Here is a 24114-nt window from a genome sequence, read left to right on the forward strand (position 1 = left end):
GCAGTGGCACAGGGATCGGTCGGCGCGGACAGCAGGTCGAACGAGCCCGGGCTGTCGCGCCTGGTGTTCTCGATGCCCCGGCCCCGGCCGCGCGTGATCGTGAAGGCGGATCTCCTGCCGTCGGTGAGCGTGCTGTCCTTGATCGGGCTCGTCGGCATCCCGCTGGGCTGGATCTGGTCCCGGCTCGCGCCGCCGCAGCACGTCCGGGTGTACGACGGCGGCCAGCTCGTGCCGCTGCAGCTGGAGAGCTGGCACCGCTTCGACGACCTCGGGGTGTACCTGCTGCTCGCGTTCGCGATGGGGATCGTGGTGGGCGCGGCGGTCTGGCTGCTGCGGGAACGGCGTGGTCCGGTGATCCTGCTGGCGGCCGTGCTCGGCGGGCTGCTCGCGGGCTGGCTGGGCACGTCGATGGGTGCGGCGTTCGCCAACGGGCACTACGCCGTCACCGGGACCCCGCACGTCGGGGACGTGCTGGCGAAGGCGCCGCAGTTGGAGTCGATGTGGGTGCTGGTGGCGCAGCCACTGGCCACGGCGCTCGTCTACGGCCTGCTGGCAGGCTGGAACGGCCGCGACGACCTGAGCCGCCGCCTGGGCTGACCGGTCGGCCCGGAGGATGCGACCTCGGTCGCCGCCTTTGGGTTGAGCGGCTTGCCTGCCCCGGCGGAGGGGATCGGCCGCGCCTCGGTCGCCGTTCGGCTGCGCGGCTCGCCTGCTCGCGACAAGCGGCGAAGCTTGGGCTGCGCGACCTGCCGCCGCGGTGGTTGGGATCGGCCGCGACGATCTTGGCTGCCACTTGGGCTGACCGGCTTGCCACTGCGGCGGCTGAGGATCGGCCGGGACCTTGGTCGCTGCTTGGGCTGCGCGGCCTGCTGCTGCAGCGGCTGAGGATCAGCCGCGACCTCGGTTGTCGCTTGGGCTGTGCGGCCTGCGCCGCGGCGGTTGGGATTGGCCGCGCCGTCGGGTCGCCGCTTGGGCTGCGCGGCCTGCCACTGCGGCGGCTGAGGATTGGCCGCGACCTCGGGTCGCCGCTTGGGCTGCGCGGCTTGCCGCTGCGGCGGCTGAGGATCGGCCACGCCCTCGGTTGTCGCTTGGGCTGACCGGCCTGCTGCTGCGGTGGTTGGGATCGGCCGCGCCCTCGGGTCGCCGCCTGGGCTACGCGGCCTGCTGCTGCGGCGGCTGGGATCGGCCGCGCCCTTGGTCGTCGCCTGGGCTGTGCGACCTGCCGCCACAAAGCGGACCGGTCAACCGCGCGGAGCACCCGGCAAGCACGCTTCCCCGAACCGAGCGCTCAGTTCAACACCGCGCGCGTCATCAGGTGCGGCAGCTGCGCGGGGGGCGCGGGCACCGCGTGCAGCTTCGCCAGGAACGCCGCCTCCCGGGTCAGCAGGCGGTGGATCAGCCGCAGCCGCCGCAGCGGGTGCCGTTCCTCCAGCAGTTCCTGCCGGTCCGCCAGCGGGAGCAGGCAGTCCGCGGCCAGCAGGTACGCGAGATCGGCCGGGTGCGTCGCCGGGGCGGGGGGCTCGATGCGGTCGGGATCCAGTGCGGACTCGCGGTACCGCCGGTGCGCGGACCGCGCCGCGCCCGCCAGCCGGGCCGTCGCCTCCGCAGCCGCGGGCGGCAGGCGTTCGTCGTCGAGCCACTCCACTGTGCCCACCAGGTACGGCGCGCGCGTCACGTCGAGGTCGAGCAGCCGGAACCGGCGTTCCCCCTTGGTGAGGATGTCGAACCGGCCGTCGGGCAGGCGCTCGCTCTCCAGCAGCAGCGCCGTGCAGCCGATCTCGTGCACGTGCTCCAGCTTCTCGACCTCCGCGTTGCCCGCACTGCGGAGGGCCACGATCCCGAACCGCCGGTCCGGCACCGCGCCGGTGAGCAGGTCCACGGCGAGCTGCCGGTAACGCGGTTCGAACAGGTGCAGCGGCAGCGCCGCACCCGGCAGGAGCACTGTCTGCAACGGGAACAGCGGGACGGTCACCTGCTTGCTTTCCGGCCGTTCCGCATCGTTCACGGTCTACACGGTACTTCGAAAACCGGTGCGTCGCTCACCGTCGCTTCGGCGGCGGGCGGAACACCGCGAACGGATCCGTCACCTGAATTCCCTCACCGGCGAAGGAGAACAGCGCGGCGGGCCGCCCGCCGCTGCGGCCGGGCGGCGCGGTGTGCCCGGTCGGCACGAGCAGTCCGCGGCGGGACAGCACGCGTTGCAGGTTCGTCGCGGAAACCTTGTACCCCAAGGCCGCGGAGTAGATCTCGCGCAGCGCCGAGATGGTGAACTCGTGTGGTGCCAAGGCGAAGCCGATGTTGGTGTAGCTCAGTTTGGACCGCAACCGGTCCCGGGCACGCAGGATGATCTCGCGGTGGTCGAAGGCCGTGCGCGGCAACGCGTCGACCTCGTGCCACCGCGTGTCCTCGGGCACCTCGGGATCGACGTCGGACGGCACCAGCCCCAGGAACGCCGTCGCGACGACGCGCGGGCCCGGCACCCGGTCGGGGGCGCTGAACACGGCGAGCTGCTCGACGTGCTGCAGCTGCCGGACGTCCACCTTCTCCGCGAGCTGCCGCCGGATGGACGTCTCCACGTCCTCGTCGGGCCGCAACCGCCCGCCCGGCAGCGACCAGCGCCCGACGTGCGGATCGAGGGCGCGCCGCCACAGCAGCACCCGCAGTGTGGCGTAACGCACCTGCACTACGGCCGCCAAAACCTCGTGTGCCAGTGGGGCGCTGCTGTTAATATGGCTTCGCACGGTTTTCGATTATAAGGCGAAAACCCGCAACACGGTCCAGGAGGGCCACATGACTTCGACTCTGCAGGAGCTGACGCCGTACACCGGGATCGAGCCCGACGAGGCGTGGGCGGAGGAGGTGCGCAGGCTGGCCCGCGAACGCGACGCGGTGCTGCTGGCGCACAACTACCAGTCCCCGGCGATCCAGGACATCGCGGACCACACGGGCGACTCGCTCGCGCTGTCCCGCATCGCGGCCGCCAGCGACGCGTCGACCATCGTCTTCTGCGGCGTGCACTTCATGGCCGAGACCGCGAAGATCCTCTCGCCGGACAAGACGGTCCTGATCCCCGACGCCCGCGCCGGCTGCTCGCTCGCCGACTCCATCACCGGCGCGCAGCTGCGGGCGTGGAAGGCCGAACACCCCGGCGCGGTCGTGGTCTCCTACGTCAACACCACCGCCGAGGTCAAGGCCGAGACCGATATCTGCTGCACGTCGTCGAACGCGGTGGACGTGGTGGCCTCGATCCCCGAGGACCGCGAGGTGCTGTTCTGCCCCGACCAGTTCCTCGGCGCGCACGTCAAGCGCGAGACCGGGCGCGACAACATCCACGTGTGGGCGGGCGAATGCCACGTGCACGCCGGGATCAACGGACCCGAGCTGGCCGAGCGCGCCGCCGCGAACCCGGACGCCGACCTGTTCATCCACCCCGAGTGCGGCTGCGCCACCTCGGCGCTCTACCTCGCGGGCGAGGGCACCGTGCCGCGCGAGAAGGTCAAGATCCTCTCCACCGGCGACATGGTGCACGCGGCGCGGGACACGAAGGCGCGCAGCGTGCTGGTCGCCACCGAGATCGGCATGCTGCACCAGCTGCGCAAGGCCGCCCCGGAGATCGACTTCCAGGCGGTGAACGACCGCGCGTCGTGCCGGTTCATGAAGATGATCACCCCGGCCGCCCTGCTCCGCTCGCTGCGCGAGGGCGCAGACGAGGTCCACGTGGACTCCGAGACCGCGGCCAGGGCGCGTGCCTCGGTGCAGCGGATGATCGAGATCGGCCAGCCCGGCGGCGGCGAGTGATGAGACCGGTTGGCGACTTTCAGTCGAAAACCCCGGTGTGGGAAGCCCGTGCGGATCTCGTCGTGCTGGGCAGCGGGGTGGCGGGGCTGACCGCGGCGCTGCGCGCGCAGGAGCTCGGGCTGCGCGTGCTCGTGGTGACCAAGGCGGCCGTCGAGGACGGCAACACGCGCTGGGCGCAGGGCGGCGTCGCGGTCGTGCTGGAGGACCAGCACGACGAGGGCGACTCGGTGGAACGGCACGTCGAGGACACGTTGATCGCGGGCGCGGGGCTGTGTGAACCCGATGCCGTGCGGGCGATCCTGCACGCCGGGCCGCGTGCGGTGTCCTGGTTGCGTGCCACCGGTGCCCGGTTCGACCCGGGAGACGCCGGGCTGCTCGCCCGCACGCGCGAAGGCGGGCACAGCGCCTTCCGCGTGATCCACGCCGGCGGCGACGCGACGGGCGCGGAGGTCGAGCGCACGCTCGTCGCCGAGGCGACGGGGCGGCGGCTGCCGGTGCTGGAGCGGCACATCGCCGTCGACGCCCTGCTCACCCCGTTGGGGGCGGTCGCGGGCGTGACGGTGCTGGACCCGGACGGTGTGCCGGGTGTGCTGCGGGCGCCCGCCGTGCTGCTCGCCACCGGTGGTCTGGGCCAGCTGTACCAGGCGACGTCGAACCCCGAGATCGCGACGGGTGACGGGCTCGCGCTCGCCTTGCGGGCGGGGGCGCAGGCCGCGGACCTCGAGTTCGTGCAGTTCCACCCGACGGTGCTGTACACGCCCGGCGCGCGCGGCCGGTGCCCGCTGGTCACCGAGGCCGTGCGGGGCGAGGGCGCGGTGCTCCTCGACGGCGCGGGGAAGTCGGTGATGCAGGGCGTGCACCCGCTGGGCGACCTCGCGCCGCGCGACGTCGTCTCCGCCGCCATCACCCGGCGCATGATCGAGGCGCCCGGCGGCGTCGACGACCACGTTTTCCTCGACGCCACGGGGGTTTCCTCGTTCGCGGAACGGTTCCCGACAGTCTTCGCGGCGTGCCGGGCGATCGGGGTGGACCCCGCGCATGACCTCATCCCCGTGACACCGGCCGCGCACTTCGCGTGCGGTGGGGTGGTCGCGGGCACGGACGGCCGTACGGGTGTCCCGGGTCTGTACGCGGCGGGGGAGGTCGCGCGGACGGGGTTGCACGGCGCGAACCGGCTCGCGTCGAACAGCCTGCTGGAAGGCCTCGTCGCCGGCGCGGGGACGGCCGAGGCGGTCGCGGCGGATCTGGCCGCCGGGCTGCTCGCGGATCCGCGGCAGGGCGTCGTGCGGCGACCAGGCCCGGTGCCCGTCGCCGAGCGCGACGCGTTGCAGCGCGTGATGAGCCGCTACGCCGCGATCGGCCGTGACGCCGAAGGGCTCGCGGTGGTGGGCTCGGTGCTCGACCTGTCCATTGAGGACCGTCCACTGCGGACGCATCGGGACGTGGAGGACGCGGCGCTCACCCTTGTGGCGCAGGCGCTGGTCGCCGCGGCCGAGCGGCGCACGGAGTCGCGCGGCAGCCACGTCCGCGCCGACTTCCCGCACCGGGACGACGGAACGTGGCAGCGCAGCCAGCTGATCCGGCTCAGCCCGTCGGGGCAGCCGGTGCTGGCGGACCCGGTGGCGGCGAGAGGAGCGGCATGAGCGACCTGGACCTTCAGGACGTCCGGCGAGTGGTGGAACTCGCGCTCGGCGAGGACCTGCGGTACGGCCCGGACGCGACGACGAACGCGACCGTGCCCGAGAGCGCCACGGCGCTGGCGGAGATCACCCCGCGCGTGCCCGGCACGCTCGCGGGGGCGCCGGTCGCGCTCGCGGTGTTCGAGCAGGTGCTCGGCGAGGGGTACGAGGTGCTCTCCACGCTGGAGGACGGCAGCAAGCTCGTGCCCGGTGAACCCGCGCTGGTGCTGCGCGGGCCGGTGCGTGGCCTGCTGACCGCCGAGCGCACGGCGCTGAACCTGCTGTGCCACCTGTCCGGCATCGCCACCGCGACCGCCGCCTGGGTGTCCGAAGTGGACGGAACAGGGTGCCGGGTCCGTGACTCCCGCAAGACGTTGCCCGGCCTGCGGCTGCTGCAGAAGTACGCGGTGCGCTGCGGGGGCGGCGTGAACCACCGGATGGGCCTCGGCGACGCGGTGCTCATCAAGGACAACCACGTCGTCGCGGCCGGTTCGGTGACGGCGGCGCTGGCCGCGGCGCGGGCGCACGCGGCGGACCTGCCGTGCGAGGTCGAGGTGGACACGCTGGAGCAGCTGGACGAGGCGTTGCGCGCCGGGGCCGACGAGGTGCTGTTGGACAACTTCACGCCCGAGGACTGCGCGCGCGGCGTGCGGCTGCGGGACGAGCTGTCGCCGGAGACGCGGCTGGAGGCGTCGGGCGGGCTGAAGCTGCACAACGCGCGCGAGTACGCGGAGACGGGCGTGGACTTCCTCGCCGTCGGCGCGCTCACGCACTCCTCACCGGCGCTGGATCTGGGTCTCGATCTTCGCTGAGCACCCGGCTAGGGTGGGTTTCCTGAGCGGCGGAGCCGGCGCGGGTTCTGAGGGCCGCCTTGACTCGGCTCAGCCGCGGGGAGCGCGCCCGTTCTGGGACGGGTGGGGCCGGTACTCGCACCGTCGCGCAAGCCGCTTCTGAACAGTCCCCAGGGTGGCGCCGGGGGGAGAGGGAGCACGACGACCTTGACCCGTGGCTCGAAGTTCCTGCTGGCCTTGCTCCGGCGGGGCGCGCCGGTGCTGGCGTCGACCCCGCGGGAGCTGCCCGCCGAGGTCGGCGATCCGGAGCCGGTGCCCGCCCTGCGGCGGATGGGGGCGATGGCCGCGTCCGAGGCCTCCCCGCCGTCCGACCCGCTCATGATCCGCGCGACGCGGTACGCCGTGCTGCTGCCGCTGGCGTGCCGGCTCGTCGGGTTGCCGCTCACGTGGCTGTGGCTCGTCCTCGGCAGCGGCGTGCCGTGGTGGCTGACCGTGGTGGCGTGGGCCGGGACGGTGTTCACGGCGGGGAGCGCGGTGTGGGTGCTGCGGGTGCCGGACCTGCGTGGCCGGTGGACACGGCTGCTGCTGTGGGTGGACCTCGTGTTCGGGGTCGCCTTGGGCGTGTGGTGCGGGCTGTGGATCCCGTTGGTGTACCTCGCGGGGACGGTCGCGTTGTGGACGATGTGCCGCGGCGTGCTCACCGGGCTCGCGCTCGCGGCGCTGGGGTCGGTGCTGCTCGGGCTCGGCGCGGGGGATGTCGTCGGGATCGTCGGGTTGTTGCTGGTGGTGGTGACGGCGGCGGTCGGGTCACTGGTGCTGCTGGGGCTGGCGACGCGACTGGCGTTGGCGATCGGCATGCGGCTCGGGCAGGAGGCCGAGCGGGCACGCACCGAGCGGACGTTGCACGACACCGTGTTGCAGACGCTGGAGGCCATCGCGCTCACCGAGGGCGGGGAGGCGGAGCTGGCGCGCGTGCGGCAGGCGGCCCGCGTACAGGCGCACGAGCTGCGGCGGGCGCTGAACTCGTCCTCGGCGCCGGACGGGCTGGCCGCGGAACTGGCGACGCTGGCGACGGAGATGGCCCGTGAAGGCCTGCGCGCGGAGCTGGCGATCTCCGACATCGGGGACGATCAGCTGTCGGAGGCACGCCGCATCGCCGTGCGTGACGCGGCGCGGGAGGCGCTGCGCAACACGATGAAGCACGCGGGGACGCGGGACGTCGTGGTGCGGATGGAGGAGCGCGACGGCGGGGTCGTCGTGATCACCCGCGACCACGGCGTCGGCTACGACGAGGACGAGCGGCCACCGGGCTTCGGCATGAGCGAGTCGATGAAGGCGCGCCTGGCCGAGGTGGGCGGCTGGTGCCGGGTGGAAAGCCGCCCCGGCCGCGGCACCCGGGTGACGATGTGGGTGCCGCGGTAGGCGGCCGGGCCCCGTGGCGAGGAGGGGGCTGTGGTGGGCGGGACTGGGGCTGACCGCTGCCCCGCTGGACCGCCGCGCGCCACGTTGAACCGCCACCGCCACCGTCGCGCTGCCACCGCCGTGCTGCCACCGCGCTGAGCCACCACCGGCGCGCTGCCACTGCGCTGAGCCGCCCACGCCACCACCGTCGGGGCGCCAGCGCGCGGAGCTGCCGCACCGCCACCGCCGCCCCGCCCCCGCCCCGGAGCCGCCGCCCCCCGTCACCGCCGGGTGAGGCGGACCACGGGGTACTTCCGCTCCCGCTTCGCCTGGTACTTCGCGTAGCGCGGCTGCGCGGCGACGATGCGCTGCCAGGCCTGCTCCCGTTCCGCGCCTTCCAGTCGTCGCGGGGTGACCGGGACGCGGTCCTGCCCGTGCAGCTCGATCGCCGCGCGGTCGGGGTTCGCCATCAGGTTCGCGTACCAGTCCGGGTGCCTGTCGCCGCCACCCGACGCGACGAGCAGCCAGCCGTCACCATCGGCGAACCACGTCACCGGCGTCTCGCGCGCCTGTCCGCTCCGGCGGCCCACCGTGTGCAGGACCAGCATGTCCATCCCCATCATCCGGCCGCCCTTGCGCCGGATCTTCGCGGTGGTCCGCACGTTCATCCGCCGCTGGAACCGCAGCGACAACGACCGTAAGAGAGTGTCAGCCATGCGGGCAAAGCTAAGTGCCGCAACCCGCCCGGCGCTTCTTCGTTCCTGATCGATCGGCTCAGTCCACGCCCGGCAGGTGCCGGTTCGCCTGCCGCACGAGCGGTGCCAGCTCCGGGATCTCGACCACTTCACGCCCCGCGGCCCGCAGCAGCTCCGCCCCCTGCGCGTGCACGAACACGTCCGGCTCCCGCCACGCGAACACCACGCGCGGGATGCCGGCGTCCAGGATGTGCTGCGTGCAGGTGACCGGCCGGGACGCCCTTTCACTGCACGGCTCCAGCGAGCTGTAGATCGTCGCCTCCGCGAGGCGGGGGTCGCGGCCCAGCTTGGCCAGCGCCACCTCTTCCGCGTGGTCGTGCGGATCGGTCTCGCCCGAAAAACCCGTGGCCAGCACGTTGTCCGACGCGTCCGTGATCACCGCACCCACCCGGAACGTCGCCGACGGCGGGCAGCGTTCCGCCAGCTCGACCGCCTCCCGCAACCTCCGGTGATCCCGCCCCGCCAGGTACCGCAGCAGCACGACGTCCCCCAGCTGCCGCGTCTCGACGAGCATCAGCCTGCCCTGCGGGAAGCGCCCCGCGCCCACGAACCGGGGCGCTTCCCGCTGGCCGACGAAGAACGGCGCGACGACCAGGTGCAGCTCGTCGACGACGTCCTCGGTCAGGAACAGCGTGTGGACGGCACTACCGCCCTCCACCATCAGCCGCCCGATGCCCCGCTCGGCCAGGTCCGCGAGCACGCGGTGCACGTCGAGGGGATCTCCCGCGTCCACCACCGTCGCCGCGTCGCCGAGCGAAGCGCTCAGTTCCGGCACGGCGGGAGACGCGGCGTACACGAGCTTCGCCACGTCCCCCGTCGTGAAGAACTTCGCCGCCGGGTCCAGCTTCCCGCTCGTCGTGAGCGTGACCTTCACGGGGCTGGGCCCGGAGCGGGACAGCAAGCGGGGGTTGTCCGTCCGGATGGTGTTCGCGCCGACCAGGATCGCGTCCACGCCGGCCCGCACCTGGTCGACGCGGGCGAAGTCCTCCGGACTGGAGAGCAGCAACCGCTCCTGGCTGGTGTCGTCGAGAAAACCGTCGAGCGACATGGCGGCCGAGGCCAGGACGTACGGGCGCTTGCTCACCCCGTCACTTTCCCACAGCCCTGATCAGACCCCGGCGTTCGACCGGATCCACGACCGGCTGGCGGTCACCTTCGCGTAGTTCTGCGTGCCGTTGGTCTGGTAGCCGGTGTTGTTGCCGGTCGAGCAGACGCCGACCTGCTTGCCGTTGTAGACCTCGGGACCGCCCGAGTCGCCGTGCCACGACGAACCCGTCACGCCGCGGCTGGCGATCGCCGGGCCGCCGTAGGCGTCGCTGCTCGTGCCGGTCACGCGCACGTTGGCGGTCTTGAGGGTGCTCGACGGCGGGTTCGTGCCCTGCGTGCGGCCCCAGCCGTAGATCTGGTTGGTGGTGCCCGTGGCCGGGTCGCTGTCCGCGAGCTGCATGTACGTCGTGCTGACCGCGCGCGTCAGGTGCAGCAGCGCGATGTCGCCGTACGGGGACGCCAGCTGCCGGTCGACGTCGACGTCGGTGCCCTGCTGGAGGGTCACGCTGCCGACCTTGACGTGCATACCGGGGCTGTTGAGGCAGTGCTGCGCGGTGAGCACCCACTGCGAGGCGATGATCGTGCCGGAGCACTCGAACCCGCCGTAGCTGCTCACGTCGTCCCAGTAGATCTGCGCGCCCCACGGCGCCGAACTCACGGTCGTGCCACCGATGATGAGCGGGGTGGCGGCCTCTGCGGTCGCAGTGCCCGCACCGGCCATGAGGGCCGCCGCGGCGAGGATGGCGCCGGTCTTGCGCATCGAGACCTCCGAGGGGGAAGGGGAAGAGACCTGTCGAAAAGTATTTCGGTCAGAACTTCGCCTGGTACCTACGGAAGTCGGGAAACGCCGTCAGTGCGGCAACGCGAGCGGGAGGGTGCGCCGGACGGCCGCTTCGTGCCGTCCGTACAGCGGCACCACCGGGACCTCCAGCTCGTCCGCGCGGGGGACGCGGCTGCCCGCGACGCGGAACAGGACTTCTTCGTGCAGCCTGCCCTGCGACGTCCGGTGCAGCCGGTACGACGCCACCGTGAAGACGGCGCCCCGCGCGGAAGCGCGGAAAGCGCTTTCCAGCTCCGCCCTCGGCGAGAAGCAGGTCTGGACCAGTCCGGCGCCTGACCACGCCCGCCAGCCCTCGTCCACCGCCGTGCCGGGCAGCGGTTCCCCTTGCGCGCCAAGGCTCATACGCAGTTCCTCGGCTAGCTCGCCCGCTTCGAGCACCGTGGCGGGGTACCCGCGTTCGGCGAGCGCGCCGAGCACGTCCAGCGCCGCCCGGGTCAGCGCCCGGTGCTCGCCGAGCTCACCGGGACCGCGGGACAGCGCCGCGAGCGGGGCGTCGGCGGGGCGGAAGCGCAGGGCCAGCAGGTACGTCCGCTGCCCGCGGTGCGTGCGCACCAGCAGCTGGGCGCCGGAGAGCGGGATCTCGGGGGCCTCGCACGCCTGGCGCAGCACCGCCGTCAGTGCCGTCACGTCCGGCTCGACGCCCGGGTCCAGGCGCAGCACGGCGCTCCAGCCGTCCTCGACGCCGACGGCGCCGAACCGGTGACCGGCCCGGTCGTGGTGCTGGCGCAGCCGGAGGTCCGGCGCGAGCACGAGCAGCGGATCGGTGCCGAGCCTGCGGTCGGTGTGCCGCAGCAGCCGGAAGCGCACCCACGTCAGCGCCCACCCCGCGAGGTGCCGCCCGGCGACGCGGACCGAGGTGGTGCCGACCACGAGCGCCGCGAGCAGCGCGGGGCCCGCCGACGGCTCCAGCGCGCAGAAGACCAGCGCGAGCAGCCAGCAGGCCACCTGCGCGGGCCGGACCGGGAGCACGTGGGAAGCCAGGACCGCGCCGGGGCGGTGCGCCCCGGTGAGGGCGGGAATCCGTGCATCGGCGGTGGTCAAGTTCGACGCCTCTCTTCGATTCCTGGTACAGAATAAACGGCTGTGTCACGATTTCTGTCGGTAGAAATAGCCACAGCCGCCCGTGTGGGGGAGAATCCGCGGGCACGAGCGAGGAGGCGGGATGAACGAGCAGCCGCGGATCAGGGTCAGCGTGGTCGAGGATCATCCGCTCTACCGGTCCGCGGTGGCGCGGGTCCTGGCTGAGGCACCCGACGTGGAGCTGGGCGCGGTCGCCGATTCGGTGCCCCGCTTCGCCGCGGCGCGCGAGCCCGCCGGTTCCGTCGTCGTGCTCGATCTCAAACTGCGCGGGGTCACCGACGCCGCCGCCGTGCAGAAGGTCGTCGAAATGGGGCACAAGGTGCTCGTGGTTTCCGCGCACGCGGGGCAGGACGAGGTGCTCGGTGCCATTTCCGCCGGCGCGCGCGGCTACCTGTCGAAGGACGCCGACGGCGCCGACATCCTGCGCGCGGTGCGGGAGATCGCGGCGGGCGGCACGTACGTCTCACCCGCGCTGGCGTCGTTCCTGCTCAACTCGACGCGCGGGGTGAAGAGCCTGCTGTCCGACCGCGAGCGGCAGGTGTTGTCGCTGGTCGCGGCGGGTGAGCGGGACAGCGACATCGCGGAGGCCATGTCGATCAGCGTCCGGACGGTCCGCTCCTACCTGGAGCGCATCCGCGACAAGACGGGCCGCCGCCGTCGCCCGGAGCTGACCCGCCTCGCGATCGAAGAGGGGATCTCGTAGCCGGGCGGTGAGTTTTCCCGCCGGTGCCGGTCTGTCTGGATGTGGCAGATGACGAGACGCAGGTGCGGGCACTGATCCAGCGGTGGGCGGTCGCGGTCCACGAGGGCGACCTGGCGGGCGTGCTGGCCGACCACGCCGACGACATCGTGATGTTCGACGTGCCGCCGCCCTGCGAAGGGGTGCGCGGCATCGACGCGTACCGGGCGGTGTGGCCGCCCTTCTTCACCTGGCAGGCCCAGGGCGCGCTGTTCGACGTCGAATCCCTCGACGTGACCGCCGGTGCGGACGTCGCGTTCGCCCAGGCGCTCGTGCGGTGCGGGACGCCGGAGGAACTCGCGGAAAACCCCGCGTTGCGGCTGCGGCTGACCTTCGGCCTGCGCAAACAGCGGGGACGCTGGACCGTGACGCACGAGCACCACTCGTTCCCGGATCTCTCCGGCGAAGCCGCGAACCCGTGAGCCGCCTACGCCGCGACCGGCGCGCCCCAGCGCAGGGCGATGCCCTCGCCCCGCAGCACGCGGCGGAACCACAGCAGCGAAACGACGATCGCCGCGCCGACGACGCTCCACGAGCCCGCCGTGGACACCAGCAGGAAGTTCCCGACGCTCTCACGCGCGAGGATCCACAACGTCGTCACGCCGTTGGTGAGGAACACCAGCGCCCACAGCAGCGACAGCCGCCGGAACAGCTGCTCGATGCGCGGGTGCTTGCTGAACGCGGCGGGGAACGCGCAGAAGTCGTCGGCGAGCTTCGCGATGAACGGGCGGCCGAACGGCAGCGACGCGACCAGCACGAACGCGATGAGGAAGTTCTGCAGCGTCGGCTGCAGGAAGTAGAGGAACACGCTGCCGGTGACGAGCCCGAGCACGGTGCGCGCCACCAGCAGGCCGGTGGTCAGCAGCAGTACCGCCGGGATCGGCTCGCGGCGCACGACGCGGCGGACCACGGCGAGCAGCGACCACGACAGGGCCGCGATCAGGCCGCCGTCGAAGCCGACGAGCGTGAGCAGCAGGTAGAACAGCCCGAGCGGCACGACGGTGGACTCGAGCAGGTGTTTCGCGCCCTGGCGCAGGAGCGCGCCGAAAGCAGGGAGGTGGACGGTCAGGTGCGGGGGCATCGGACTCGCTGTCTTGTCTCGCGGGGGTGCGGGAGGCCGCCCACAGTACCCGGCGAACCTGTGAGATCAGGGTTGGGTCCGGGTAACGCTTCCGGGAAATTTCCGGATCCGGGAAGCCGCGGCCGGTGGTGTGATGTTCCGGTAGGAGGGAGGTGAGCCGATGGACGAGCAGTGGACCGACCTGCTGGTCGCGGTCCCCTCGGCGGTGGCGGGGGCCGCGCTGATGGGACTCGCCTCCGCGGTGCAGGCCAAGGCTTCCCACCAGGTCCGCACGAGCGCGACCCTGAACCCGCGCCTGCTGGTCGACCTCGTGCACCGGCCGCTGTGGCTCGTCGGCATCGCCGCGACCATCGGGGGGCTGCTGCTGCAGGTGCTGGCGCTCGGCTTCGGGCCGTTGCTGCTGGTGCAGCCGCTGCTGGTGACCGCGCTGCCGTTCGCGAGCGGGTTCGCCGCGTGGCTCGACCGGCGCAGGCCGGATCCGGTGGTGGTGTTCGGGACGCTGGTGTGCGTGGCGGGGCTGTCGGCGTTCCTCGCGCTGGCCCGGCCAACGGGCGGGTCGACCGAGATGGTCGCCAACGCCGGGCCGCTGGCCGTCGTGCTGACGCTGGTCGCGCTGGGCGGGATCGGGCTGTCGACGGTGCTGCGCGGACCGGGCCGGGTGCTGGGGCTCGCGCTGGCGACGGGGGTTTGCTACGGCGTGACCGCGGGGTTGCTGAAGGTCGTGGCGGGGCAGCTGCGTGAGGGTGCGGGGGTGCCGTTCACGCACTGGGCGCTGTACGTCGTCTGCGTCATCGGGCCGATCGGGTTCCTGTTGTCGCAGAACACGTTCCAGCAGGGGCGGATGATCGCGCCGGCGCTCGCGGTGATCACGACGAGCGACCCGCTGATCGGGGTCGCGATCGGGATCGGCTGGCTGGGCGAGTCCGCGGCGACGGGTGCGGGGGTGCTGGCGGGCGAGGTGCTCGCGGCGGGCGTCATCGTCGCCGGGATCGCGATCCTGTCGCACCGCAGCAGCCATCTGGTGGCGCCGCCGCGGACGGCGGGAGTCAGCCCAGGCGCCGGTTCGCGAGCGCACCCGTCGCAGCGCGTGCCTTCTCCGTGACCGCCGGGTCCACGTCGACGACGAGCAGCTCCGGCCCGGCGCCCGCCCTGGCGTGCACGTGGCCGAAGCCGTCGGACGCGGTGGAGTGGCCGATGCCCGTCGGGGCCTTCGGGTTGACCTGGGTGCCCGTCGCGGCCGGGTCGGCCTGACCGCAGCCCAGCACCCAGCAGCCGGTGTCGAGCGCGCGGGCGCGCACCAGCACGTCCCACTGCTCGACCTTGCCCTCGCCCGCGCCCCACGACGTCGGCACGACGATCGCGGACGCGCCCTGGTCCGCCAGCCGGCGGAACAGCTCGGGGAAGCGGATGTCGTAGCAGGTGGCGAACCCCAGCGTGACGCCGTCGACCGTGGTCGTGACGGCCTCGGTGCCCGGTGCGACGGTGTCGGACTCGCGGAAGCCGAACGCGTCGTAGAGGTGGATCTTGTCGTAGCCCAGGTGCTGCCCGAGCCCGGTGATGAGCAGGGTGTTGCGGACGCGCCCGTCGTCGCTGGGTGTGAACATGCCCGCGACCAGCAGCACGTCGTGCTCGTTCGCGATCGCGGCCACCGACTTCGCCCACGGCCCGTCGAGCGGTTCGGCCAGCGGCCCGAGCGGCACGCCGAACCGCACCATCGCGGCCTCGGGGAAGACGACCACGCGCGCGCCCTCGGCGGCGGCGCGGGCGGTTTCACGGCGGATGAGCTCCAGGTTCTCCGCCGGGTCCTCACTCGACGTGACCTGACTCAGCCCGATCCGGAGCACGGCTACCTCCCTGGTCGTGTACGGCTTCCCCCTCCGTACCCTAGACCCATGCTGAACCGCACCGACCTGCGTGGAAAGGTCCCGTCCGCCGCCGAGCTGCGTGCCACGCTGCCTCGCGCCGAGATCGACGTGGATGCCGCGCTGCATCAGGTGCGGCCGGTGGTCGAGGCGGTGCGTGACCGCGGTGTCGAAGCCGTGCTGGAGTACACGGAGAAGTTCGACCGCGTGCGTCCGTCGACCGTGCGCGTGCCCGCGGAGGCGCTGGCCAAGGCGCTCGAAGAGCTGGCCCCGGAGGTCCGCGCCGCGCTCGAGGAGTCCATCGCGCGGGCCCGCAAGGTGCACGCTGACCAGCGCCGCGAGGACGTCACGACGCAGGTGACCGAGGGCGGCACCGTCACCGAGCGGTGGGTGCCGGTCGAGCGCGTCGGGCTGTACGCGCCGGGCGGGCTGGCGGTGTACCCGTCGAGCGTGGTGATGAACGTCGTCCCGGCGCAGGAGGCGGGCGTCGGCTCGCTCGTGCTGTGCACGCCGCCGCAGGCGGAGTTCGGCGGCAGCCCGCACCCGACGACGCTCGCGGCCGCCGCGCTGCTCGGCGTGGACGAGGTGTGGGCGGTCGGCGGTGCGCAGGCGGTCGCGCTGCTGGCGTACGGCGGTACGGACACCGACGGCGGCGAGCTGGTGCCGGTGGACCTGGTCACGGGGCCGGGCAACATCTACCTGACCGCGGCCAAGCGCATGCTGCGCGGGTTGATCGGTATCGACTCCGAGGCGGGCCCGACCGAGATCGCGATCCTCGCCGACGAGACCGCCGACGCCGGGCACGTCGCCGCGGACCTGATCAGCCAGGCCGAGCACGACACCCTCGCCGCGAGCGTCCTCGTCACCACCTCGCCGGAGCTGGCGGACGCCGTCGACGTGGAGCTGGCGGCCCGCGTCAAGGCCACCAAGCACAGCGAGCGCGTGACGACCGCGTTGCAGGGCAAGCAGTCCGGCACCGTGCTGGTGTCCACTGTGGACGACGGGCTGCGCGTGGTGGACGCGTACGCGGCCGAGCACCTGGAGATCCAGACGGCGAACGCGCGCGAGGTCGCCGCGCGGGTGCGCAACGCGGGCGCCGTGTTCGTGGGCCCGTACGCGCCGGTTTCGCTGGGCGACTACTGCGCGGGCTCCAACCACGTGCTGCCCACGGGCGGGTTCGCGCGGCACTCGTCGGGGCTGTCGGTGCAGAGCTTCCTGCGCGGCATCCACGTCATCGACTACAGCGAGCAGGCGCTGCGCGAGGTCTCCGGCAAGGTGGTCGCGCTGGCCAACGCCGAGGACCTGCCCGCACACGGCGAGGCCGTGACGGCCCGGTTCGAGGGGGAGAAGTGAGCGCGGACGACGTGACGCTGGCGGACCTGCCGCTGCGCGAGGACCTGCGGGGCCGCTCCCCGTACGGTGCCCCGCAGCTGGACGTGCCGGTTCGGCTCAACACCAACGAAAACCCGTACCCGCCGCCGCAGGAGCTGGTGGACGACGTGACGGCGGCCGTGCGTGAGGTCGCCGCCGGGCTGCACCGCTACCCGGACCGCGACGCGATCGCGCTGCGGCAGGACCTGGCGGACTACCTGTCGGTGTCCACAGGTGTGCTGCTGTCGGAGCGGAACCTGTGGGCCGCCAACGGGTCCAACGAGGTGCTGCAGCAGATCCTGCAGGCGTTCGGCGGGCCGGGGCGCACGGCGCTGGGGTTCGAGCCGTCGTACTCGATGCACCCGATCATCGCGGCCGGCACGCGCACCGAGTGGGCGCCGACGCCACGCCGTGAGGACTTCACCCTCGACACCGCGGCAGCCGCCCGGATCGTCGCCGAACGCAAGCCGGACATCGTGTTCGTGACGAGCCCCAACAACCCGACCGGCGGGTCGATCCCGTTGGCGGAGCTGGAAGAGGTGCTGAAGGCGGCGCCGGGCATCGTCGTGGTGGACGAGGCGTATGCGGAGTTTTCGTCGCAGCCGAGCGCGGTTTCGCTGCTCGACGCGTACCCCGCGAAGCTGATCGTGTCGCGCACGATGAGCAAGGCGTTCGCGTTCGCCGGCGGGCGGCTGGGGTACCTGGCGGCCGCGCCCGCGGTGGTGGACGCGCTGCAGCTGGTGCGCCTGCCGTACCACCTGTCGCTGCTGACGCAGGCGGCCGCGCGGGCGGCGCTGCGGCACGCCGACGCCACGCTCGCGTCGGTCGCGAAGCTCGCGGCGGAGCGGGACAGGGTGGTGGAAGCCTTGCTGGGGCTGGGTTTCACGCCCGTGCCCAGTGACGCCAACTTCGTCCTCTTCGGACGCTTCGCCGACGCGAAGGCCAGCTGGCAGTCCTATGTGGACCAAGGGGTGCTGATCCGCGACGTCGGCATCGAGGGGCACCTGCGGGTGACCATCGGCACCCCGGAGGAGAACGACGCCTTCCTGGCGGCGAGCAAGGAGGTCCCCCGGTGACCCGGGTCGGCAAGGTTTCGCGCACCACCAAGGAATCCTCGATCGAGGTCGTGCTCGACCTCGACGGCACGGGCCAGGTGGAGATCTCGACGGGTGTGCCGTTCTACGACCACATGCTGACGGCGCTGGGCGTGCACGGTTCGCTGGACCTCAAGGTCGAGGCCACGGGTGACGTGCACATCGACGCGCACCACACGGTCGAGGACACCGCGATCGTGCTGGGGCAGGCGATCCGCCAGGCGCTCGGGGACAAGAAGGGCATCCGCCGCTTCGGCGACGCGTGGATCCCGATGGACGAAACACTCGCCCATGCGGCGATCGACGTCTCCGGGCGCCCGTACTGCGTGCACACCGGTGAGCCGGAGGAGTTCAACACCTTCACGATCGGCGGGAACTACCCGTTCGTGCTCACGCGGCACGTGTTCGACTCGCTGGCGTTCCACGCGCAGATCGCGTTGCACGTGCGGGTGCTCTACGGCCGCGACCCGCACCACATCGCGGAGGCGCAGTACAAGGCGCTCGCGCGGGCCCTGCGTGCCGCGACGGAGCCGGACCCGCGCGCGGGCGGCATCCCGTCGACCAAGGGCGTGCTGTGAGCAAGGAGATCGTCGGGGTCCTGCTGCTGGCGCTCGCCGGGTTCCTCGCGGGTGGCGTGTACAGCACGTGGAAGAACTCGCGGGCCCTGGCGGGGTTCCTGCTGGTCGCGACGCTGCTCGCCCTCGGCGGCGCCATCGCGTGGATCGTCGGCTGACCGCCTAGACCTCCACCGGTTCGCGCTCGTCCAGGCGCTTCGTCAGCGCTTCGCCCTCGACGTCGACGTTCGGGAGTGCCCGGTCGAGCCAGCGGGGCAGCCACCAGGCCTTCGCGCCGAGCAGCGCCATCACCGCGGGCACGATCGTCATCCGCACCACGAACGCGTCCACCAGCACGCCGAACGCCAGCGCGAACCCGATCGACTGGATCAGCGTCGTGTCCGCGAGCACGAACCCGGCGAACACGCTGATCATGATCAGCGCCGCCGCGACGACCACGCGTGAACCGTGCCGGAAGCCCTGCGCCACGGCCTCCCGCGCCTCGGTGCCGTGCACGTACTCCTCGCGCATGCGCGTCACCAGGAACACCTGGTAGTCCATCGCGAGCCCGAACAGCACACCGATCAGCAGGATCGGCAGCATGCTCATGATCGGCGCCGTCGACTTCACGCCGAGCAGGTCGTTCAGCCAGCCCCACTGGAACACCGCGACGACCGCGCCGAACGTCGCCACCACCGAGCCGAGGAAACCGAGCGTCGCCTTCAGCGGCACCACCAGCGACCGGAACACCAGCATCAGCAGCAGGAACGCGAGCCCCACGATCAACGCCAGGTACGGCAGCATCGCGTCCGCCAGCTTCTCCGACACGTCGATCTGCAGCGCCGTCTGACCCGTGACCGCCAGTTCCGTGCCGTCCGCCTGCGCCCGGATGTCGCTGACGAGCCGTTCGGTCTGCTCACTGCTCGGCCCGCTCTTCGGGATCACCGTGAACATCGCCGTGTCGTGCTGCGGGTTGAACTGCGGCGGCGTCACGGCGGCGACGTCCCCGAGCCGCGAGACGCGCTCGACGGCCGCCGTGGTGTTGGCGTCCGTGGCATCGGAGATCACCACGATCAGCGGGCCGTTCACGCCCGGCCCGAAGCCCGAGGACACGATGTCGTAAGCCTTGCGCTGCGTGGAATCCGGCGCCGCGGTCGCGTCGTTGGGCAGCCCGAGCTGCATGCTCAGCGCCGGCACCGCGACCACGAGCAGCCCGGCGACGGCGGCGATCAGCACCGGCACGCGGTGCCGCGACACGAACCGCGCCCAGCGCTCGCCGTGCGTCGCGCGGGTCCGCTGCTTGCGGGCGCGCTTGCCGAGCACCTTGCGCCCCGCGAAGCCGAGCACGGCGGGCAGCAACGTCAGCGCGATCAGCACGGCGACGGCGACGGTCGCCGCGGCCGCGACGCCCATCTGGCCGAGGAACGGGATGCCGACGACGGTGAGCCCCACCAGCGCGATGATCACCGTCAGCCCGGCGAACACCACGGCGGAACCGGCGGTGCCGACGCTGCGTGCCGCCGCCTGTTCGGGATCGTGTCCCTCGCTCAGCTCGTGGCGGTAGCGCGAAACGATGAACAACGCGTAGTCGATCCCGACGGCGAGGCCGAGCATCAGCGCCAGGATCGGGGTGTTGGAGTTCAGCTCGGTGAACCCGGAGACGGTCAGGATCCCCGTCATGCCGACGCCGACGCCGATCAGCGCCGTGAGCAGCGGCAGCCCGGCGGCGAGCAGGGAGCCGAACGTCACGGTCAGCACGATCGCCGCGACGACGACGCCGAGCCCTTCCGTGGCCCCGGTTTCCGGCATGCCCTCGATCGCGTCACCGCCGAACTCGACGGTCAGCCCGGCCTGGCGGGCGGGCCCGGCCGGCGCCATCACCGCCTCGCGGTCGCCCTCGGTCAGCTCGTACGCCTGCACGCCGTAGCTGATCTGCACGAGCGCCACCCGGCCGTCCGGCGAGACCATCTTCGACTGGAACGGATCGGTCACGGCCCGTGCCTTCGGCGCCGTTTTGAGGCGCTCGACGAGCCTTTCGACGGTCGCCTGGTTCACCGGATCGGTGAGCTTCTGCCCGGCGGGTGCCTCGACCGCGACACGTGCCGTCGCGCCGCCGACGCCGGCCTGCGGGAAGCGTTCCTTGAGGTGGTCGATCGCCCGCTGCGATTCGGTCCCCGGGATCGTCACGGAGTTCGTGAGCTGGCCGGACAGGGTCAGCGCGCCCAGTCCGAGGCAGGCCAGCAGCACGGCCCACACGGTGGCCACGAGCCAGCGCCGGCGGAAGGAGAAGCGGGCGAGTCGGTACAGCAGGGTGGCCACGAGCACGCCTCCGTTTTCAGTCCATCGGGTGAGGATTCACGCTAGCCGATCGGCAAGTGGTCGTCCAAGCCGATCGGCTAGGGGTGTGACTAGCCGCACGGCTAGCAGCTGTGTGGTTGCCGGAGGCGGGGAGGGCACGTACCCTCGGCCTGTTCACTGGGAGGGTGCGATGACAGCCGGGACGGCCCCCGCGACCGCGGGCGGTCAGGAGGACACGAGGACCCGCCTGCTCGCCACCGCATTACGCCTGTTCACCGAGCACGGCGTGGAAGCGACGTCGCTGCAGATGATCGCCGACGCGCTGGGCGTGACGAAGGCGGCGGTCTACTACCACTTCAAGACGAAGGACGAGATCGCCGGCGCGGTCGCCGAACCGGGGCTGCGCGAGCTGGAGGTCGTCCTCGAAGAGGCGTCGCGGCTGCGGCGGCGTGGCGCGCGGGTGGACCACCTGCTGTCCGGGTTCGTCGACGTCGTGGTGCGGCACCGGGCACTGATCGCGTTGTTCGCACGCGATCCCGGTGTCACGCGCGCGCTCGCGAACTCGTGGTCCGAGGTGCTCAGCATCCGCATGATGGAGCTGTTCGCCGGGCCGGAGGAGGACGAGAGCCGCGTGATCGCCGCACACGCCGCGATCGTGGGCATCGCGCTCACCGGCGGTGCGCCGCAGTTCGCGGAGATGGACGACGACACGTTGCGCGGGCACCTGCTGGAGGTCGGCCGCCGGTTGCTGGGGCGGCCGCGGCGGAGCGCCTGAGCCGTCATGACGCCTTACCGGACAGGACTCCGCACCGGCAAGCGGTTCCACGGCGCCGCGATCGGCGGGCGATCCCCGATTATGTCGTGGTCCCGGGCTCGCCGAGCGGCTCCGCGGCAAGCACCTCACCGCGGCGACCGCGCTCGTCGGCGGCGGCGGGCACGTGCACGGGAAGATCGTGATCAAGCTGTAGGCACTACGCCCCGCCCTCGACGGCGGGCTTGAGCCGCCGCGCGCCAGGGCCGAAGCGGGACATCTGGTCGTCCTGGTTGTACAGCCCGCACACGCGCAGCGAAAGGCAGCCGCAGCCCACGCAACCGGTCAGCCTGTCCCGCAGGCGCTGCAACGCGTCGATCCGCGCGTCGAGCTCCTCCTGCCAGTTCCGGGACAACCTCGCCCAGTCCGCCTTCGTCGGCGCGTGGTCCTTCGGCAGCGTGGCGAGCGCGGCGCTGATCTCCTCCAGGCTGAGCCCCACCCGCTGCGCCGCCCGGATGAACGCGATCCGCCGCAGCACCGACCTCGGGTACCGGCGCTGGTTGCCCGCGGACCGCTCGGACGAGATCAGCCCGCGGTCCTCGTAGAACCGCAACGCCGTGTGCGGTACGCCGCTGCGTTCGGCGACCTGCCCGATGCTGAGGTGGTCGGCAAGCTTGGTCACGGTGCCAGCCTAGCCTTGACCTCAACCTAAGTCGAGGTTGCACGGTGGCGGCATGACGACCACCACGCCGGACCCCACCGCACTGCTCACCCGCATGACGGGCGACGAGAAGCACCTCGCCGCCGCGACGTCCACTTTGGACGTCATCGCCGTGCTCTACGACCGCGTGCTGAACATCTCGCCCGGCACGGTCCGCGACCCCCGCCGCGACCGCTTCCTGCTGTCGAAGGGGCACGGGCCGATGGCCTACTACGCGGTGCTCGCAGCCAAGGGCTTCCTGGACCCGACGGAGCTGGACGACTGGGCCTCGGTCCGCTCGCGCCTGGGCATGCACCCGGACCGGACGCGGGTCCCCGGCGTCGAGATCTCCAGCGGCTCGCTGGGCCACGGCCTGCCCCTCGCCGTGGGCACCGCGCTGGGCCTGCGGGCGCAGGGGTTCACCGGCTCGAAGGTCGTCGTGCTCGTGGGGGACGCCGAACTCGACGAGGGCTCCAACGGCGAGGCGATCGTGCTCGCCGCCCGCTTCGGGCTCGACGCGCTCACCACCGTCGTGATCGACAACTCCTCCGCCACGTACGGCTGGCCCGGCGGCATCGACCGGCGTTTCGCCGTCGAGGGCTGGGCGACGCGCACCGTCGACGGGCACGACCGCGACGCCCTGTACGCCGCTTTCACCGAACCCCACCCAGGGCAGCCGCTGTGCGTGGTGGCCGTCGTCGAACCGAAGGAGAGCTGACCCGTGCGGGAAACCTTTCTGTCCACAATGGAGGAAGTGCTCGACGTCGATCCCCGTGTGGCACTCGTCCTCGCCGAGATCTCCGTCGCGCAGGTCGCCGGGGCGGCCCGGCGCCACCCCGACCGCGTGATCAACGTCGGCATCCGCGAACAGGCGCTCATCGGCGTCGCGGGCGGCCTCGCGCTGGCCGGGATGCGGCCCGTCGCGCACACCTTCCCGCCGTTCCTCGTCGAGCGCCCGTACGAACAGGTCAAGCTCGACCTGACCCACCAGGGCGTCGGCGCGGTGCTGGTCTCGTGGGGCGGGTCCTACGACATGTCCACGGCCGGGCGCACGCACCAGTCGCCGGGGGACGTCGCGCTGCTCGACAGCATCCCGGGCTGGACCGTGCACGTGCCGGGCCACGCCGAGGAAGCCCGGCGGTTGCTGCTGGAGTCCCTGCCCGGCGACGACAGCGTCTACTTGCGGCTCAGCGGTCAGACGAACGCCCGCCCGCACCTGGGCAGCGGATTCCAGGCGCTGCGGCGGGGCCGTTCGGGCGTGGTGCTGGCGGTGGGCCCGATGCTCGACCGCGTGCTCGCGGCGACGGAGGGGCTCGACGTGACCGTGCTGTACACGCACACCGTCCGGCCCTTCGACGCCACGACACTGCGTGCCGCGATCGGTTCCGCCGCCGACGTCGTCCTCGTGGAGCCCTACCTCGCGGGCACCTCCGCGCACCTCGTGACCGAAGCACTCGCCGACGTGCCGCACCGGTTGCGCTGCCTCGGCGTCCGGCGCGACGCCGAAGTCCGCGTCTACGGCACCCCGGAGGACCACGACGTGGCACACGGGCTCGATGTGCCTTCGCTCACCCACACGATTCGCGAGTTCTACGGGCACCTGTGAGCGCCCCCTAGACTGGACGCGTGAGTCGCGTCGTGATCCTGGATTACGGTTCCGGGAACCTCCGTTCCGCCGAACGCGCCGTCCGCCGGGTCGGCGCCGACGTCGAGGTGACCGCCGACCCGAAGGCGGCGCTCGAAGCCGACGGGCTGGTCGTGCCCGGCGTCGGTGCCTTCGCCGCCTGCATGGCGGGGCTGCTCTCGGTGGGCGGGGACAAGATCATCGGTACCCGGCTGGCCGGCGGGCGGCCTGTGCTCGGCATCTGCGTGGGCATGCAGATCCTGTTCGAGCGCGGGGTCGAGCACGGCGTCGAGTCGCAGGGCGCGGGTGAGTGGCCGGGCACGGTCGAGCGCCTGCACGCCGAGATCGTCCCGCACATGGGCTGGAACACCGTCCGCGCGCCGGAGGACTCGCAGCTGTTCGCGGGCCTCGACCCGGACACGCGGTTCTACTTCGTGCACTCCTACGCGGCGCGGAAGTGGGAGCTGGACTCCGGCCTGCCCGGGCAGCAGCCGAAGGTGACGTGGTCGCACCACGGCGAGAACTTCGTCGCGGCCGCGGAGAACGGCCCGCTGTGGGCCACCCAGTTCCACCCGGAGAAGTCCGGTGACGCGGGCGCGCACCTGCTGGAGAACTGGCTCCGGAGCCTTTGACGGCGCCTTTGAGCAG

26 protein-coding genes are annotated in these 24114 nt (G+C 72.4%); 16 read left to right on the forward strand and 10 right to left on the reverse strand.

Annotation, left to right across the window (positions count from 1 at the left end):
- Positions 1–72: 72 nt before the first annotated feature.
- Positions 73–597 (forward strand): DUF2567 domain-containing protein, encoded by a 525-nt coding sequence (locus ABFX51_RS11120; protein ID WP_091516187.1) that lies wholly within the window; start codon positions 73–75, stop codon positions 595–597.
- 691 nt (positions 598–1288) lie between these two features.
- Here the strand turns inward: ABFX51_RS11120 and ABFX51_RS11125 are convergent.
- Together ABFX51_RS11125 and ABFX51_RS11130 are read right to left on the reverse strand one after the other, a co-directional pair.
- Positions 1289–2005: an LON peptidase substrate-binding domain-containing protein gene (locus ABFX51_RS11125; protein ID WP_091516098.1), complete on the reverse strand. Its 717-nt coding sequence runs from the start codon at positions 2003–2005 to the stop codon at positions 1289–1291.
- Between the two features lie 34 nt (positions 2006–2039).
- Positions 2040–2678: an NUDIX hydrolase gene (locus tag ABFX51_RS11130; protein ID WP_091516189.1), complete on the reverse strand. Its 639-nt coding sequence runs from the start codon at positions 2676–2678 to the stop codon at positions 2040–2042.
- A gap of 112 nt (positions 2679–2790) precedes the next feature.
- Between ABFX51_RS11130 and nadA the strand changes: the two genes are divergently transcribed.
- The 4 genes from nadA to ABFX51_RS11150 all read left to right on the forward strand — a co-directional run bounded on the left by nadA (position 2791) and on the right by ABFX51_RS11150 (position 7690).
- Positions 2791–3798: a quinolinate synthase NadA gene (gene nadA, locus ABFX51_RS11135; RefSeq protein ID WP_428832465.1), complete on the forward strand. Its 1008-nt coding sequence runs from the start codon at positions 2791–2793 to the stop codon at positions 3796–3798.
- Positions 3798–5441 carry an L-aspartate oxidase gene (locus ABFX51_RS11140; protein ID WP_346053670.1) on the forward strand — a complete coding sequence of 548 codons (1644 nt, stop codon included), beginning with the start codon at positions 3798–3800 and terminating at the stop codon, positions 5439–5441. Before nadA ends, ABFX51_RS11140 begins: the two co-directional genes overlap by 1 nt.
- Positions 5438–6289, forward strand: a complete 852-nt coding sequence (gene nadC, locus ABFX51_RS11145; protein WP_346053671.1) for a carboxylating nicotinate-nucleotide diphosphorylase — start codon at positions 5438–5440, stop codon at positions 6287–6289. The genes ABFX51_RS11140 and nadC overlap by 4 nt, the downstream gene beginning before the upstream one ends.
- 186 nt (positions 6290–6475) lie before the next feature.
- Positions 6476–7690, forward strand: a complete 1215-nt coding sequence (locus ABFX51_RS11150; protein WP_346053672.1) for an ATP-binding protein — start codon at positions 6476–6478, stop codon at positions 7688–7690.
- 260 nt (positions 7691–7950) lie between these two features.
- Here the strand turns inward: ABFX51_RS11150 and ABFX51_RS11155 are convergent, their stop codons facing one another.
- The 4 genes from ABFX51_RS11155 to ABFX51_RS11170 form a co-directional block, all read right to left on the reverse strand.
- Positions 7951–8385, reverse strand: coding sequence for a nitroreductase family deazaflavin-dependent oxidoreductase (locus tag ABFX51_RS11155; RefSeq protein WP_346053673.1), 435 nt, complete (start codon positions 8383–8385; stop codon positions 7951–7953).
- 58 nt (positions 8386–8443) lie between these two features.
- Entirely contained in the window at positions 8444–9508 is a 1065-nt protein-coding gene (locus tag ABFX51_RS11160) for a dihydrofolate reductase family protein (protein ID WP_346053674.1), read from the reverse strand.
- A 24-nt stretch (positions 9509–9532) separates the two neighbouring features.
- The gene (locus ABFX51_RS11165) at positions 9533–10231 is read right to left on the reverse strand and encodes a S1 family peptidase (RefSeq protein WP_245783410.1); all 699 of its coding nucleotides are present in this window, start codon (positions 10229–10231) and stop codon (positions 9533–9535) included.
- Positions 10232–10321: 90 nt separating this feature from the next.
- Positions 10322–11353 (reverse strand): type VII secretion protein EccE, encoded by a 1032-nt coding sequence (locus tag ABFX51_RS11170; RefSeq protein ID WP_346053675.1) that lies wholly within the window; start codon positions 11351–11353, stop codon positions 10322–10324.
- Positions 11354–11474: 121 nt separating this feature from the next.
- Here ABFX51_RS11170 and ABFX51_RS11175 point away from each other — a divergent pair, with 121 nt between their 5' ends.
- A complete protein-coding gene (locus ABFX51_RS11175) occupies positions 11475–12095 on the forward strand; it encodes a LuxR C-terminal-related transcriptional regulator (protein WP_091516114.1) in 621 nt (206 codons plus the stop codon).
- A gap of 41 nt (positions 12096–12136) precedes the next feature.
- A complete protein-coding gene (locus ABFX51_RS11180; RefSeq protein ID WP_346053676.1) occupies positions 12137–12553 on the forward strand; it encodes a nuclear transport factor 2 family protein in 417 nt (138 codons plus the stop codon).
- 5 nt (positions 12554–12558) lie between these two features.
- On the opposite strand, the gene ABFX51_RS11185 is transcribed toward ABFX51_RS11180, so the two are convergent.
- On the reverse strand, positions 12559–13212 hold the full coding sequence (locus ABFX51_RS11185; protein WP_346053677.1) for a VC0807 family protein: 654 nt from the start codon (positions 13210–13212) through the stop codon (positions 12559–12561).
- Between the two features lie 160 nt (positions 13213–13372).
- Here ABFX51_RS11185 and ABFX51_RS11190 point away from each other — a divergent pair, with 160 nt between their 5' ends.
- Positions 13373–14314 (forward strand): DMT family transporter, encoded by a 942-nt coding sequence (locus tag ABFX51_RS11190; protein ID WP_346053678.1) that lies wholly within the window; start codon positions 13373–13375, stop codon positions 14312–14314.
- Here ABFX51_RS11190 and ABFX51_RS11195 read toward each other — a convergent pair.
- The gene (locus ABFX51_RS11195; RefSeq protein WP_346053679.1) at positions 14259–15056 is read right to left on the reverse strand and encodes a carbon-nitrogen hydrolase family protein; all 798 of its coding nucleotides are present in this window, start codon (positions 15054–15056) and stop codon (positions 14259–14261) included. The two genes, ABFX51_RS11190 and ABFX51_RS11195, sit on opposite strands and share 56 nt — an antisense overlap.
- A gap of 48 nt (positions 15057–15104) precedes the next feature.
- Between ABFX51_RS11195 and hisD the strand changes: the two genes are divergently transcribed.
- From hisD to ABFX51_RS11215, 4 genes are read left to right on the forward strand one after another with little or no spacing between them, the layout of a single operon-like run.
- Positions 15105–16427 (forward strand): histidinol dehydrogenase, encoded by a 1323-nt coding sequence (hisD, locus tag ABFX51_RS11200; protein WP_346053680.1) that lies wholly within the window; start codon positions 15105–15107, stop codon positions 16425–16427.
- Positions 16424–17521 carry a histidinol-phosphate transaminase gene (locus tag ABFX51_RS11205; RefSeq protein ID WP_346053681.1) on the forward strand — a complete coding sequence of 366 codons (1098 nt, stop codon included), beginning with the start codon at positions 16424–16426 and terminating at the stop codon, positions 17519–17521. Before hisD ends, ABFX51_RS11205 begins: the two co-directional genes overlap by 4 nt.
- Positions 17518–18117: an imidazoleglycerol-phosphate dehydratase HisB gene (gene hisB / locus ABFX51_RS11210; RefSeq protein ID WP_091516127.1), complete on the forward strand. Its 600-nt coding sequence runs from the start codon at positions 17518–17520 to the stop codon at positions 18115–18117. The genes ABFX51_RS11205 and hisB overlap by 4 nt, the downstream gene beginning before the upstream one ends.
- Positions 18114–18272, forward strand: coding sequence for a hypothetical protein (locus ABFX51_RS11215; RefSeq protein WP_177228986.1), 159 nt, complete (start codon positions 18114–18116; stop codon positions 18270–18272). Before hisB ends, ABFX51_RS11215 begins: the two co-directional genes overlap by 4 nt.
- A 4-nt stretch (positions 18273–18276) precedes the next feature.
- On the opposite strand, the gene ABFX51_RS11220 is transcribed toward ABFX51_RS11215, so the two are convergent.
- Entirely contained in the window at positions 18277–20412 is a 2136-nt protein-coding gene (locus tag ABFX51_RS11220; RefSeq protein ID WP_346053682.1) for an MMPL family transporter, read from the reverse strand.
- A 169-nt stretch (positions 20413–20581) separates the two neighbouring features.
- Between ABFX51_RS11220 and ABFX51_RS11225 the strand changes: the two genes are divergently transcribed.
- On the forward strand, positions 20582–21166 hold the full coding sequence (locus ABFX51_RS11225) for a TetR/AcrR family transcriptional regulator (RefSeq protein ID WP_091516130.1): 585 nt from the start codon (positions 20582–20584) through the stop codon (positions 21164–21166).
- A 196-nt stretch (positions 21167–21362) separates the two neighbouring features.
- Here the strand turns inward: ABFX51_RS11225 and soxR are convergent, their stop codons facing one another.
- A complete protein-coding gene (gene soxR / locus ABFX51_RS11230; protein ID WP_091516132.1) occupies positions 21363–21824 on the reverse strand; it encodes a redox-sensitive transcriptional activator SoxR in 462 nt (153 codons plus the stop codon).
- Positions 21825–21876: 52 nt separating this feature from the next.
- On the opposite strand from soxR, the gene ABFX51_RS11235 reads away from it, so the two are divergent.
- Genes ABFX51_RS11235 through hisH form a run of 3 tightly spaced genes read left to right on the forward strand, consistent with a single transcriptional unit; the run spans position 21877 to position 24098 of the window.
- Positions 21877–22560: a thiamine pyrophosphate-dependent enzyme gene (locus tag ABFX51_RS11235; RefSeq protein WP_346053683.1), complete on the forward strand. Its 684-nt coding sequence runs from the start codon at positions 21877–21879 to the stop codon at positions 22558–22560.
- A gap of 3 nt (positions 22561–22563) precedes the next feature.
- Positions 22564–23448 carry a transketolase family protein gene (locus ABFX51_RS11240; RefSeq protein WP_346053684.1) on the forward strand — a complete coding sequence of 295 codons (885 nt, stop codon included), beginning with the start codon at positions 22564–22566 and terminating at the stop codon, positions 23446–23448.
- Positions 23449–23468: 20 nt separating this feature from the next.
- Positions 23469–24098, forward strand: a complete 630-nt coding sequence (gene hisH / locus ABFX51_RS11245) for an imidazole glycerol phosphate synthase subunit HisH (RefSeq protein ID WP_346053685.1) — start codon at positions 23469–23471, stop codon at positions 24096–24098.
- Positions 24099–24114 lie beyond the last annotated feature (16 nt).

The sequence above is a fragment of the Amycolatopsis dongchuanensis genome (assembly GCF_039542405.1).
In the GTDB taxonomy this organism is placed as follows: Bacteria; Actinomycetota; Actinomycetes; order Mycobacteriales; family Pseudonocardiaceae; genus Amycolatopsis_E; species Amycolatopsis_E sacchari.